The organism is Prevotella sp. khp7, assembly GCF_900109055.1.
Classification (GTDB): domain Bacteria; phylum Bacteroidota; class Bacteroidia; order Bacteroidales; family Bacteroidaceae; genus Prevotella.
The window spans coordinates 515,715-530,704 of the sequence record NZ_FOIV01000004.1; the positions used below are offsets into that span (position 1 = coordinate 515,715).

The 14,990-nt window shown below is 44.4% G+C and carries 10 protein-coding genes; 3 read left to right on the plus strand and 7 right to left on the minus strand.

The window, feature by feature from the left end; genetic code table 11:
- Positions 1-2: 2 nt before the first annotated feature.
- The 7 genes from priA to BMX82_RS12580 all read right to left on the minus strand — a co-directional run bounded on the left by priA (position 3) and on the right by BMX82_RS12580 (position 8,701).
- Positions 3-2,249, minus strand: a complete 2,247-nt coding sequence (gene priA / locus BMX82_RS12555) for a replication restart helicase PriA (protein WP_177172104.1) — start codon at positions 2,247-2,249, stop codon at positions 3-5.
- Between the two features lie 3 nt (positions 2,250-2,252).
- Positions 2,253-2,888 carry a porin family protein gene (locus tag BMX82_RS13085; protein WP_036909936.1) on the minus strand — a complete coding sequence of 212 codons (636 nt, stop codon included), beginning with the start codon at positions 2,886-2,888 and terminating at the stop codon, positions 2,253-2,255.
- A gap of 91 nt (positions 2,889-2,979) precedes the next feature.
- Positions 2,980-4,023: a type IX secretion system ring subunit PorN/GldN gene (gene gldN, locus BMX82_RS12560; protein WP_091769421.1), complete on the minus strand. Its 1,044-nt coding sequence runs from the start codon at positions 4,021-4,023 to the stop codon at positions 2,980-2,982.
- A 7-nt stretch (positions 4,024-4,030) separates the two neighbouring features.
- Complete coding sequence (gene gldM / locus BMX82_RS12565) at positions 4,031-5,596, minus strand: type IX secretion system motor protein PorM/GldM (protein WP_091769427.1); 1,566 nt, start codon at positions 5,594-5,596, stop codon at positions 4,031-4,033.
- 4 nt (positions 5,597-5,600) lie between these two features.
- The gene (gldL, locus tag BMX82_RS12570) at positions 5,601-6,281 is read right to left on the minus strand and encodes a type IX secretion system motor protein PorL/GldL (protein WP_091769430.1); all 681 of its coding nucleotides are present in this window, start codon (positions 6,279-6,281) and stop codon (positions 5,601-5,603) included.
- 18 nt (positions 6,282-6,299) lie between these two features.
- Complete coding sequence (locus BMX82_RS12575; RefSeq protein ID WP_036909942.1) at positions 6,300-7,733, minus strand: T9SS ring complex lipoprotein PorK/GldK; 1,434 nt, start codon at positions 7,731-7,733, stop codon at positions 6,300-6,302.
- 11 nt (positions 7,734-7,744) lie between these two features.
- Entirely contained in the window at positions 7,745-8,701 is a 957-nt protein-coding gene (locus BMX82_RS12580) for a PorP/SprF family type IX secretion system membrane protein (protein WP_091769433.1), read from the minus strand.
- A gap of 148 nt (positions 8,702-8,849) precedes the next feature.
- Between BMX82_RS12580 and BMX82_RS12585 the strand changes: the two genes are divergently transcribed.
- The 3 genes from BMX82_RS12585 to BMX82_RS12595 all read left to right on the plus strand — a co-directional run bounded on the left by BMX82_RS12585 (position 8,850) and on the right by BMX82_RS12595 (position 14,942).
- Positions 8,850-9,629, plus strand: coding sequence for a ZIP family metal transporter (locus BMX82_RS12585; protein WP_091769435.1), 780 nt, complete (start codon positions 8,850-8,852; stop codon positions 9,627-9,629).
- 174 nt (positions 9,630-9,803) lie between these two features.
- A complete protein-coding gene (locus BMX82_RS12590) occupies positions 9,804-13,679 on the plus strand; it encodes a hybrid sensor histidine kinase/response regulator transcription factor (protein ID WP_091769439.1) in 3,876 nt (1,291 codons plus the stop codon).
- Between the two features lie 9 nt (positions 13,680-13,688).
- A complete protein-coding gene (locus BMX82_RS12595; RefSeq protein WP_143058370.1) occupies positions 13,689-14,942 on the plus strand; it encodes a hypothetical protein in 1,254 nt (417 codons plus the stop codon).
- The last annotated feature ends 48 nt before the right edge of the window (positions 14,943-14,990 follow it).

The following is a 14,990-nucleotide window of genomic DNA, read 5'->3' on the forward strand; positions in this document are numbered from 1 at the left end:
AGTTATAACGGATCTACATCGTAGTAGATTTGAAGAGAACCATAGCGCTTGTCCTGAAGCATCAGCTGCTGGGCAAGCGCTAAATATTTGCGAACTTCAGACATATTGATACCTTGTTCGAACTTTAAGACAAGTTTACGAATAGCGAGTGACTTGACCTTAGCGACGGCTGGCTTATCTGGTCCAAGAACTCTGGTTCCGAACCATTGGCACAACCTACTGGCAAGTTCCAAACCCGCCATTTCCACAACACTCTCAGAACGATGTTTCAAATAGACTTCCACTAAACGATAATAGGGCGGATAATGGAAATGCCGACGCTCGGCAATCAACGAGCGATAGAACGACGCATAATCATTATTGACGACTTGCTGAATCACAGGAATATCCGGACTTTTCGTCTGTAGAATTACCAAACCACGCTTTCCCTTGCGACCAGCTCGTCCACTCACTTGAGCCATCATCATGAAGGCATGCTCGTAAGCTCGGAAGTCTGGGTAATTAAGCATCGTATCGGCATTGAGGATGCCTACCACTGATACCTTATCGAAATCCAGTCCTTTTGAAATCATCTGTGTACCAATGAGCAGATTGGTACGCCCCGCTGAGAAGTCATTAATGATACGCTCATAAGCTTGACGACTACGGGTGGTATCAAGATCCATACGGGCAATACGTGCCTCAGGGAAGATGTCATGAACCTCTGCCTCTATCTTTTCCGTACCATATCCACGAGTCTGCAACTGGGTACAGCCGCAATTGGGGCACTGCGTCGGCACTTGATAAGTATATCCGCAATAATGGCATGTCAGCTGATTCAAGTTACGATGAAGTGTCAACGACACATCGCAATGCTGACAATGGGGAACCCAGCCACACTGCTTACACTCTATCATCGGAGCATAGCCACGACGATTTTGGAAAAGAATAACCTGTTCACCATGGTCTAAAGCCTCGTGAACCTTTCTCAATAATATAGGAGAAAACGGCCCTTTCATCATCTTACGATGCTGCAGGTCTTTTATGTCTATCACCTGGATCTCTGGTAACTCGATGCCTTGATAACGCTGAAACAGTTCTACAAGTCCGTATTTCCCAACCTTTGCATTATGATATGTTTCCAACGATGGCGTCGCCGTACCTAATAGTGTCTTGGCTTTGAACATCTGCGCCAACATAATAGCCGCTGAGCGGGCATGATAACGAGGCATGGGGTCTTGCTGCTTGTAAGATGTCTCATGCTCTTCATCAATAATGACAAGACCGAGGTGCTGAAAAGGAAGGAAAATGGCGCTGCGAGCACCAAGGATCACATCGTAGGGGTTCTGTGATAGTTGTTTCTGCCAGATCTCCACACGTTCTGCATCAGAGTATTTCGAATGATAAATGCCTAATCGGTTACCAAACACTCTATGTAGACGTTCCATCATCTGCACTGTCAGTGCTATCTCTGGCAACAGATACAAAACCTGCTTCTTTTCTTCCAATGCACGCTGAATCAGATGGATATATATTTCAGTTTTACCACTCGAAGTAACGCCATGGAGTAAGGTTACATTCTTCTTTAAGAATGAGAACCGTATCTGATTAAAGGCGTCTTGCTGTACAGAACTAAGAGGCTTTATTTTCTCTGGATGAGGATCTCCTGTCAGATTCAGACGTCCCACCTCCTGCTCATAGGTTTCCAACACCCCTCGTTTTACAAGCGCGTTAATCGTCGGAAGCGAATGTCCCTGATTCAAGAGTTCATCACGCGTCAGTTCTATACCCTCACCTTGACCCCAATGTGAGATAGAGAGATAGTCAACAAAACACTTCAACTGTTTCCCTGCTCTCTGAAGCATATTCAGTGCCACATGAAGAGCCTGTTCATTGCGGAACGGCTCCGTCAGCCTGATATAGAGTTCCGTCTTGGCTTTGTATCCGTCCTCCGCTTTCAATCCAGCAGGCAGCGCCGCTTTGTAGACCTCTCCAATAGGCGACATATAATAGTCGGCTATCCACTGCCAGAATTCAAACTGATGGGGAAGCAGAACGGGAGAAATACCAATCGCCTGAAGGATGTCCTTAGTCTGGAATCCTTCAGGTGACTGGTTATGTATCTTAGAAATAACTCCTACGTACGTTTTATTCTTGCCAAATGGGACAAGGACACGCATTCCCTCTTTCACCCGATTCTCCAGCTGCTGCGGGACGGAATAGGTGAAAAGGCCGTCAAGCGGCAGTGGTAAAATAATATCGGCAAACAAGACTTAGAAATAATAAGCAACAGACAACTGCCAAGCATTCATCTTTCCGCTGCTCTTCGATCCATTCTTACCTATTTTCTCTGCGAAATAGTTCTCAACCTCGAATTCACCAGTCTTACCAAGCGGGAAATTATAACTTACCGAGGCCTGCAGATGCTTGAGTACCATAACACCGGCACCAATATTACCGCTGAGATTTGAAGAACTGAATTTCCACTCTGCTGCGTTTTCAAAAACGTTCTTATTCCCTCCTAAATTAAAGCCGAACTGAGGACCAGCAAACACATATACACTAGCAGCATCACCCAGTCCGAATGCAAATCGGGCATTCACGGGAATCTGAATACTCTGTTGCTTTATCTTATTGCTGAGTACATAACCCTCATTTGTTTCCAGTTCCACATCAGAAGAACGCTGATCGAAAAGCAATGAAGCGTCAATCCCTAATCCGACAACTGGCAATGTGAACTTTGCCGTTGGACCAATAAAGAAGCCCATTTGATTCGAGGAATCCAAGACCTTAGCGTCAAGACTCATACTAGTCACATTCAGGCCACCCTTAACACCAAAATCAATCTGTGCCTTAGCGCTCATCGTTATAGCAGCAAAAGCCACTACTAATGCAAATAACTTTTTCATAATTCAACCGTTTTATGTTACATCTGCGGGGGCAAAGATACGAAAATAATTTGAAACAAAGAATATTTTAGCGGGAAAATGCCGTTTAAAATCAATGTCGCTGTCGGCGAACCGTCACACGGGCAGAACTATTGCTGCTTCCATTACTTTTTGAAGAAGACGACTTCGCTTTGGAAGCCTTGGGCGCTTTCGGACTACGCACAGAAGAAGATACGGCTTTCACCTTCTTGGTGTCCTTACCCTGTAGGGCGGCTATGCTGTCAAGAGAGTCTCTTTTTGCAGAATCGCCGAAAATCGTCTTATGGAAAGCAGCCAACTCCTCCTCGATACGTTTCTGCTCTGCCGACAATTTCTCTTCATCCCCGCCACAAAGCTGCAACAGAGTCTTACCCTGGGCATTGCTTGTTTTGTAAATCTTACCCTTATAACTGTTCAATGTAAAGAAATCATCCATCGACATCGTCGCAGCGTTATTAAGGCTACTAGACATGATAGTCTGACGATTCAAGAATGGTTCCAGGTCGCTATACTTCACCCAGAAAAGGGGGTATTGAGTGGCCTCACCGCCAAAATCATCCTCACGAAGCATCACAGGACAAAGAGCCTGCACCTTGATATGGAACGAGGAATTGGCTTGATCATAATAGGCACTTTCTTTCAGGTAAAACTTCCTCACATCGGCAGAAGGCATATCACTATTGTCGACCTTCAGTCTTCCATTCTTTTCTTCGTAGAAAATATGATAATTGTCAAGAACTGTCTTCATATCAATTCTTGCATCATCAGAGAATCTGTCGCTGCCATCCGTTGGATATTCATAGATGGGGATATAACCATTCTGCGCTAACTTAAAGATATACGTAAACAAATTCAACTGCTTACCCTGCGGCTCCACGGGGTAGTAAAGTCCAACATTCGCATTATCCGTCAGGTCGAGTTCCCGATAGATATCACGACGCCACACTACCTCTTCTGGGATATCCAATGCGGTAGGATACGTCAGCTGAGCACGCATCGACATGGCCGAAGAAGGATTCTTTTGCTGCTCCGTCTGTTGTATACGACTTCTTTTCGGCTGAGCCACAACGGAACCAGCCATCAGCACTATCATAATAAAGAATAATAATCTCTTCATATCTTCATCATTTTACGATTACTTCCATTGGATTCTGTAAGGTACGCGTCAGACCGTCAGGACCGACTACCGTCACACGGGAAATGTAGAAACGGCGGTTGCGTGAGAGTTTGCGGAACGTATCTTTCTGGCGAGCGGAGAACGAGGCTCCCTCAGAAGCCATCGGAACGGCATTACCCATATTATCAAAAAAAACAGTCTCGAAACTCTGTACACGGAAAGCGATGTCAAGGATTCCGTCATCAATAGCGGCTCCGATGTTTGCGGCTGCCACCAATTGTCCCTTTGCCAGACCTCCACCTTTATAGCGGATAGGATTACCGTGCTCATCCTTCATAGAGATATAAGGTGTAGGATCAGGCAACTTACGAACACGGAATTTATATTGTCCCATCTGCTGTGGATGACCAGTATTCGTAGAGGTTACGGTTATCACCGCATCCTGCCCTATCTTCGAGGGTCTGGCAATATACTTACCTGTACCTACCGCCTGAAGCGTTCCGTTGGTCATCGATGCCTGTACCTTATTCAACGGCACACCTGGCACACTCACGCTGATGGGATTGTTATAACCTGCGTACAGCATGTTCATCAGGTCGGCAGAGACAGTAGCACTCGGTTCAACAACGGTATAGTCTTGAGAAAACTCACGACGAATGCGGTCGCCATTACCATTGACGGTTTCCATATAACCTTTAAGGGTAAAATCCCCCGTTCGCCCACAAACCGTTTCATATAGACCATCTTTCAGGTTCACTTTCTGACCGCCAATATAGATATCCGGCACTTGAGTCGTATCCACAGCGGCCATCACAATACGAGCAGAGAAACGGTCTCCCCTTACAATAGTTTTGGAACTGGGAATCACAAAGGCTTCGAGCAGATTGACACGAATATCCTTCATATCTATATTAGAGGCCAGCGTGTGAAGCACTTCTCCTTCGGCATAGCGCACATCACTCTGCAATTTGGAGAGCAATGTGACAGCAGCTGCAACTGGCATCGACTCAAACATATACTCCTGCCAGTTCTTACCCATAGTTTGAGCATTCTTTGGAATTTCCGTAGTCAGATTACTGGCAATGATCCGCTTCTGCTTCTCATCGCCAACCATCTTCAGCATCCGCTGACGGAAAGAGTTGATGGCTTTGAAGAGTTCACCGCCCCGTCCGCTACCAGGTGCAAGCATCACCTGATTAGCAGCCTCCAGATCTTCCTTATTCTTAATGTCATGAATATCCCCGTCGCTGCCGTCTGCCTCACGAACGATGGCTGTCTTCAGTTCCATAGCGAGATTGTAGAGCGAGTCACTCATCTGGCGCACCTGCTGGGCCTTGTCATACCATACCTTTGTCTTCTGCGGATTAGCCTTCATCTGTTCCTCAAAAGTCTGGTAAATAGACAAGTTCTGCTTCGATGAGTTGCCAGTAGTTCGATTCAGGCTGTCTTCCACAATCGAGAAGCCGTTGAGCACCTCACTGGAAACGTTGAGTGCCAACAGCGCCATCAAGACGACATACATAAGATTTATCATCTTCTGGCGAGGGGATATCGGTCTTTTCCGGATTGCCATAACCTTATACGTTCATCTTTGCAGTCATAGCCTCAATCATACGGGCGTAAATCTTATTAAGCTCTGCGATCTGAGCAGCCATTTTACGGGTCTGTTCGTTAATCTCATCAATCTTTCCAATCTGTGAACTGGCGCTTTTCAGTTGTATCTCATAAACCTTACAGATACCCGTCAGTGTACGGTTCAGATTCTCCATCTCTTCAGAATCTGTGGTCAGTTTCTGGCTCTGTTCCGAAACTTTTGAGAGTGTTTCCGTCAGACGCTTCAACTCTTCAACATATCTGTTCGTTGCCATCTCAAGTTCCGTATTGATTGGAGCAGCTGAAATTGATGATACAATTGGAGTTGTAGAAACTGCTGATACTGACGATAGTTTTGACACCTTATCACTTACAACTCCATCTGCCATTTTCTCTTCTCCCGGATGCAAGTTGAGTTCCATTCCTTCTGTTGTCTTATCAAACGGGCGGTCAAAAGCAGAAATAAAGAAGACGAAAACCTCAGTCCCCATACCAAGGAACAGGAAGAAATTAGCTCCTGGTAGGTGAGTCAATTTAAAAAGCGTACCTAGAATCACAATAGACGCACCCCAGCTATAGGCATAATTAAGGAATGTCTGTCCTGGCACGCTGTCCATCCACTTTTGCAAGCGGTAAACAATATTGTATTTACTATATGTTGTCATAACTTCTACGTTTTTTTATCACTTCTTTCCTTTTAGTTTAACCTTTTCACTGGTAGTGTTTGCCATACTGCGCACACAGCGGAAACCTATATAGCTTCTTGGCTGATTCTGATACTCAGAAGTCCGCCATGCCGAACGAATATATGACTCAGGATCCTTCCAAGAACCTCCACGCACACTCTTTTTCTTTAATCGATAGGGATCCTCTGGAGCAGCATTGTATTTCAGCTGTGGGTTTATGTCGTTCATGGCCTCCACACCTGCTTCTGTATAGATGGTACTAGTCCATTCTGCCACATTACCCGCCATATCATAGAGGCCATTGCTGTTAGCTGCATAGATACCGACTCGGCTTGTTATCAAGTTGCCGTCTTTGGTATAATTGCCATTATCCGGTTTAAAGTTTGCATAGAAGCAGCCCTTACCATTAGCCACATCCTCATTATCCCAAGGGAACTCGTTCTGATCCTTACCACGAGCCGCATATTCCCATTCTGCCTCTGTTGGGAGACGATAACGCTGCACATAGCGAGCCGCTGGGCCAAGTCCCTTCAGAAGATATTCTGTGCGCCACGCACAGAAGGCATTAGCCTGTTCCCACGTCACACCGACCACAGGGTAATCGTTATAAGCAGGATTTGAGAAATAATAACGAAGGTACATCTCATTGTCTGCATTTGGGAAATCGTTCACCCAACAAGTGGTATCGGGAAAAACATTGACGATATAGGTATTCAAGAAATCCCAAGGACCAGTCAGCTGACGATTGATAGTCTCTCTAACAATCTTGCCCTCGTCATCAATATATGCAGTATCCTTGGATATCCATACCTGTTCGTTAGGATCAATAGCAACATCGGTATTCAGTTGACGTTCCTGAGGATTCAAACGATTCCGACGCAAAGCTGCTGCCGTATAGTCATATACCTCATAACGATAGTTTAGCTGACGATAATCCAGCATCTTATCTCCCGTCACAGGATTGGTAACATACATAGCATCAATGATTTCCTTTTCATCCTCATTCGGGCGTCTCGGCAAGGGCTTTTTCCAATTCAACACAGAACCGATCTCCTCTCCGTCTTTATCTGTCTTAACAGACTTATAAGTCTCATCAAACTCAGAGAGTCGTTCTCGCAAGATTGAGTCACGGACATAATTCACGAACTGTCGATACTTCGAATTGGTAACTTCTGTTTCATCCATCCAGAAGCCATCCACCGAAATATCACGCAAAGGTGTTTTCTTACCCCATAGGCTATCTTGTTTCACAATACCCATCTTCAGGTGTCCACGTTTCACAAGCACCATGCCATAAGGTGTCGGTTCGGTAAAGCTCTTGCCTCCCATTCCTGTTACTTCACCACCGCTGGCAGACAGTATCTTGCCACCGAAGCAACTCGACAGCAGCAAAGTCAGTGCCATGCACATTCCTATCGTTATCTTGTTCATATTTCAACAATTTAGAGTATTCTTACACTCTTATGCAGATTCTTACTTTTCTTATATAGATTCATTTCCGTTTGATAGCCCACGAATAATTCATGACTGCCATTTCCTACATGGATGCCCGAGGTATAGACTTCATAGCCATATCCTATGTAGACACCACGGAAACGCCCTCCAACCAATACTGTCACAGAGTTCGTCGGACTGTATGTCAAGCCTGCATACATCAATTTTCTATCATGTTCATACTTCAGTCTGCCTGTCACATCGGCTCGCCAAGTAGTACCATCAGTACGTCCCAACACAGAGGTGTGTATAGATAAAAACGGATGACTCAGTTGAATATTGTATCCACCCGTCAAATAATATATGGAAGAGATTTCCAACTCATTGGCCTCGCCCAGTTCCACTTTCGGAGAATTCAGATGTAATGCGGAAACACCAACATACCAGCTTCGTGTCTGATAATACAGTCCAGCGGACAAATCTATAGCCGTCCCATTCACGGAAGTGGTTGCGAAAGCAGGATCACCTGAAATATCGGCATCCAACTTGCTGCCATCGAAATTTTCACTTAACATCCCAGTTTGTATACCTGCACAGACTTTTCCACCAGACATCTGACGCTGATAGGCATATTGCAAACTTAACCGTTTATGAGTAAACAAGCCTATGGCATCATTAAGGAACTGAATACCGACACCATGACTTGCGCCCAAGGCATAAAATGGCATATCAGCAGCTGCATACATGGTATGTGGGTTGTGCTCAAAGCCAGCCATTTGAATAGCATAAGCCGCTACCACATTGAGCTTTGCTTCTTTACCTACCGTTGCAGGATTAAAAGATGGCTCCATCGTCCAGTAATGGCTGAAGGATATTTCATTTTGCGCCCATATTTTGCAGGAAGCAAACATCATCAACAACGCTATAGCATAATTTTTATACACATCATAATAACGAAGTATCATACAAATTATTGCACATATACCATCGAATCCTTTTACTTGTTAAAGTAATTGAATAATCACCATAAATATCGTTTTTTTTCTTCTTTTCTCATCCAAAACAAGTATTTTTGCAAAAAGAATTAAGAAACAGTTTTAAAACTCAAACAGAATGACTGTACTCATCATCGGATTATTAATTCCTTTATTTGGTACTATACTTGGTTCTGCTTTCGTTTTTTTTATGAAGGACGAAATGTCTGTACGATTACAGAAATCACTTCTTGGCTTTGCTTCTGGTGTCATGATTGCCGCATCAGTATGGTCTCTCCTGATTCCAGCAATGGAGATGGAAACCTATAGCGGCAAATGGGCTGTCGTACCTGCCGCCATCGGTTTTTTGATGGGTATGGGTTTCCTTCTGTTAATAGATGAGCTAACACCTCACCTGCATATTGGAACAGACAAGCCTGAAGGACTCCGTTCTCATCTCTCAAAGACAGCGATGCTTGCTCTTGCCGTAACAATCCACAATCTGCCGGAAGGAATGGCTGTCGGCGTAGTTTTCGCAGGAGCAGAGAATGGCACTTCCCAGATTTCCTTAGCCAGTGCTATTGCCGTCTCATTAGGTATTGCGATTCAAAACATACCAGAGGGAGCTATCATTTCCATGCCAATGCGAACTGCTGGCAACAACCGCTGGCGTTCTTTTCTAATCGGTTCATTGAGTGGAGCCGTTGAACCCATTGGCGCTATTGCAGTATTATTATTGGCTTCATTCCTGCTGCCCATTCTCCCCTATATGCTGGCATTTGCCGCAGGAGCCATGTTCTATGTGGTTGTCGAAGAACTAATCCCAGAAGCCTCTAGTGGACAGCATAGCAATCATAGTACCATTGGTTTTTCCTTTGGCTTTGTCCTGATGATGCTGCTTGATGTGATGATGGGATAAACGTTCTATTTGTACTTAAGAGATGCACAGTTTGTCGATTTTCCACAACTGGCAACATTTAATGCACAAACCATCAACATTCCTTCTTTGCAAATAGCCGCAAATTGCTTATCTTTGCATCATCTTTAAAAAGAATTTATATATCTTCGCAACAAAAATGTGTGTGTGTGTAAAATGAGAAAATACTTATTCATGTTCATAATGGTGATTCTTGGCGGACTTCAATGTTTCAGTCAAGATAGTTTTCGATTTTACCACATTTATACAAAAGGTTATAGAGTAAAGGCCATCTATCGTGACACCAACAACATCATGTGGGTGGGAACGTCGTTCGGACTTTTTACCTTGCCACAACTGGAGAGTAGAAATCCTAACGGATATAATCGACAGCATCCTGATATGCAGACTGGTATCGATGGCATTTATGAAGACATGAATGGCAGACTTTGGCTAAACACGCATAGCAGACAGGTCATTAGGTATAATCCCCATAACAATCAATTCACCCCCGACATCGACCGTGTATTAGGAGGTTTTAATATTCATGTCGTCAACAAGGACCTCTTCGTCAACATAAAGGATAACAACTGCCTGACCTGGCAAGGCAACAAGCTTTACTACATTAACCTGAATCATAAGAACGTACAGAAACTATTGTTCGACACCACCGATGAGCAGGTTGTGAATGTGATTTCGAACCAGCAATCATACATCGTGTTGACCACGAGACATCTGTACTTCTTCTCATCAATGACCAAGGAGCTGATGCGAAAGGCACCTCTTGTCAACGAAGTGAGCACCTTCCTGTTTCCTATGGTGGCGGATGATAAAGGTAACGTATGGATTAGCGACGATCGCCATGTACGTCAATATGATTACAACAACCAATCCTGGACAACGTCAATGGAATTCCCTTCTACGGTATCGACAATTGAATGCGGACCTGACGGGCATCTATGGATCGGACTGGAGAACGACGGTATCTATATCTGTGACATGAAATTAAATATGCAGCAACACCTAACACACCATGCTGGTGATGTAAATGGACTAAAAGATAATCAAATTTACATGCTGCATTATGAGAAAGCCAATGGGACCATGTGGGTGAGCTACGCTAAAGGTGACATCTCTTTATATAACAAAAGTTTGAACTACGGCATGCTCTATCAGGTGATGGACTCTGGGAATCCAAACGCCATGACCGATGTACTCTCATTTGCACAGACAAATGACGGTAAGGGATTATGGATGGGACTCGAGGATCGAGGCATTTACTATAAACCCTTACACAATGGGGAATGGACAAAGAAGATAGGGAATGCGTCTGTCAGTGTTCTCAAGACCGATATTGATAATGCTTTATGGGCTGGAATCTATAAACAGGGATTACTTCGACTATCGCCCATTGGTAGTCAGCAGTTTTATTTTAAAGGAGAGTCACCTTATGCCATTGCTTTCGGGCCTAAGAACAATATTTATGTGGCCTTACAACGCAAAGGTGTATGGTGCTTAGACCAGACTACAGGAATGACAACCGACACACATCTCGAGGCCCAATTTGTGTTCGATTTGAAATACGTTAACAACAAATTGTATGCCATAAGCACTAACGGTTTCTATACCATGGATGGTAATGGACAGTGGAAGAAAGTTTATAATGGCATGTTCAAACATGGATGTATTGATAGTCAGAACTATGTATATCTGTTAGGAGAGGCCAATAATGCCTTGGGCATGACCGTTCTTAATCCCCAAGGAGAACCTGTTAGTCTTCCATCGGGCCTAGAGAAAGTGCCATCGAAGGTTGCAGCCCTTGACAAAACGGGCAATCTTTGGGCTGTAAGCGGTAATCAACTAGTGCGGCTCAGTCACGGGAAAAAGAATGGTGAGACATGGGACTATAATGTTTTCAATATCAGCCCTGAAACAGAAGATATTTTCTATAATCCCGGTGCAGTGCACATTGACCAGGACAACCATCTCTGGTTAGGCACCGACAACGGCTATCAGTGCATCAATCTAAATGGCTTGCTGGCACATGCCAACAACGAGTCTGAAGAGAAGCCTCTCGTCATTGGCGGCATCAGCGTTAACAATGAGATTCTATCACCCAACCAATTAATAAACGGGCGAGAATTGATTACACACGATGTTATATTCACAAAAAAACTCGAGTTGAATTACAATGAAAATAATATTATGGTGGAGTGTTCCAGCCTGTTCGAAGAGCAGACGATGACCAACACCTATTATTATCAATTACGGGGATTCTCTGATACATGGCAGCCCATAGAACATCAGTCCATTATATTGTGGAATCTGCCTCCTGGCAAATACCAGCTCTATACCAAGACTCAGGATTCACTCGAGAGCCACCTGCTAGACATTACCATCAATCCGCCATTATGGCGCACATGGTGGGCCTACCTTATTTATCTAGTAGTTATCGCTTGTCTTCTATGGATATTGTTCCGCTATTATCGTAACAAACGAGCCTACAAGATGAAGTTGCAACAACTTGAACTGCAGCAAGAGCAGGAAAAGCAATTGAACGAGATAAAACTGCGTTTCTTTACGAACATCAGTCACGACTTGCGGACACCCCTGTCTTTAATAGTCGGTCCTGTGGAAGATTTGGAAGCAAGGACCAAAGACCCCACCTCGAAATCAATGTTGGATATGATTCACCGGAATGCCGACCTTTTACTTTCTCTGGTAAACCAAATACTCGATTTCCGCAGACTGGAACTTGGCAACGAGCGTATGAACCTGACAGACGGTAATATTGTCCCGATAATCAGTGTTGTCTGTGAGTCTTTCAAGCTAAAGGCGAAAAAGGAAGGCATTAATCTGACTTTCCTGCCTATGGTGGAAGATGTGGAGATGCAGTTCGACAAAGACAAGATGACAAAGGTTATGATGAACCTTCTGTCAAATGCCTTTAAGTTCAGCAGAATTGGCGGTTGTATCACCGTAAGCATTGACGTGAAAGATCAAAATGCACTGATTCAGGTGGCAGATACAGGAATAGGTATCCCCGATGAAGAAAAGCCTCTCATCTTCAACCGTTTCTATCAGTCGAGCAATAATAATCTCCAAGCTATTGGCAGTGGAATCGGTCTGCATATCGTAAGAGAATATGTTCGTCTGCACGGTGGAGAGATCACGGTTCAAAATAACGAGGGGGGACATGGGTCTATTTTCACCATCACACTGCCCATTCATAAAAGTGAGAGAGACGAGGAATATTGTGAAATCTCAACTGAGCAGCATGAGGCAGAGCATGAGACCACCGTTTTGGTGGTTGATGACAACTGTGATTTCCTGACTTATGTGGGACAAGGGTTGGCAGAAGTTTATAATATTGTAAGTGCTTCGAATGGAAAAGAGGCTCTAAAGCAGCTTCAGACAAACGATGTGGATATCATCATCAGCGACGTAATGATGGACGAGATGGATGGGCTCGAACTTTGTCGTATCGTCAAAACAGACATAGCCACTTCACACATTCCTATCATCCTTTTAACAGCCAAGTCGCAGAGTGTTGACGAACTTGCAGGACTGGAAGCAGGCGCTGATGACTATGTGATTAAACCCTTTAGTATGGGCATTTTGCTTCAGCGTGTTCGTAACCTTGTTGAGCGCAACCAGCAGCACCACCAGCGTTTCAAAAATGAGATAGACATTGCACCATCTGAAATCACGGTGACATCACTTGACGAGCAATTTATCTCCAACGCCATCTCACTTGTAGAAAAACATATATCCGACTCCGACTTCAATGTTGAGGAACTGAGTAGCGAGATGGGGGTACACCGGTCGCAACTCTATAAAAAGTTGCAGCACCTCACAGGGCGCACGCCTATCCAGTTCATCCGACTTCTGCGTCTGAAACGCGGCCGACAGTTACTCGAACAGAGTGGTCTTTATGTTTCTGAGATAGCTTATCAAGTAGGCTTCAATTCACCCCGTGTCTTCTCTAAGTATTTCAAGACAGAGTTTGGTATGACTCCAGACGAATATAAAAGTAACACAAACAACAAATAAAAACAAACAATGAAAAAACTTTTAGCAATGGTGCTGATGCTGTTTACCATAACAGCATCGGCACAAGAGAGTGCGATTCTGAACCAGTTGAAAGCCGACCCCAGAAAGGCATATGGTGGTGACTATCCTTACCCTGCTGATACGTGTCGGATGACAGAGGCACCAAATGGTTATGAGCCATTTTATATCAGCCATTATGCCCGTCACGGGTCGCGTTATTATTGGGAGAAACGACTCTATCTGGATCTTGACACTGTTATGACCATGGCTCATGAACGCCAACAACTGACTGATGAGGGTGAGGCATTCTATAAGCGCTTCATGGCCATCAAGGACGAACTGATGACTGGAGCTACAGAACTGTCACTATTGGGTTGGGAGCAGCACCAGCAGATAGCCCGTAGCATGTACAACCATTTTCCGCAGGTATTCGAAAAGGGTGGCAATGCACTGGCCATTTCCTCACTATCGGGACGAAGCGTTATGAGCATGGTTGCTTTCTGCCAAGAACTAGTCCAATGTAATCCTGCGATAGAGATTCTGGAGCTGTCTTCACGTTTCACACTCGACGGAGTAGTCCCTGATGATAGAGAGAATCCTATAAAGCACAAATATCCCCGTGTGACGCCACGTTGGGAAGCCAACAAAGACAAATTTATATTCACCGATTCTCTGCCAGAGAAGATTATCACACGTGTATTCACCTCTACCGACGGGTTGCCCGGCGGTGCTGGTCATATCGCCGATGACCTTCTGAGACTATACACCTCGCTACCAAATATTAATCATGAGGGACTGATGGGCAGCATCGTGACCGACGAGGAGATTGCAAACAGATGGGAATTCTCCAATCTATACGCATATTCATGGGTATTCGCTCCCCAGTATAATGTAATACCAATTCTTCAGGATATTATCAGAAAAGCTGATGCTGTCATCTCTGGGGACAGTGATCATATTGCCGATTTACGCTTCGGTCATGATACCTATTTAGGGCCATTGACAGTACTGATGGGGCTCAATGGAGCCAATCGCGACCCAGAAGATCCGTATGAAGTAAAAAACACCTACCAAAACTGGCAGACCTGTAAAGCTTCGAATATCCAACTGATATTCTATCGCAGTAAAAGTGCCCATGATGACATTCTCGTGAAATGTCTGCTGAATGGTGCAGAAGTAAGTATGCCTGTTCAGACTAAGGACTATCCCTACTACAAGTGGAGCGACCTACATGATTGGTACACGGAATTGTGTAGCAAGTAGTCATCTATAGCTGTTTATTCCTATGTTTCTTCGCCTGGATTTTCAAGT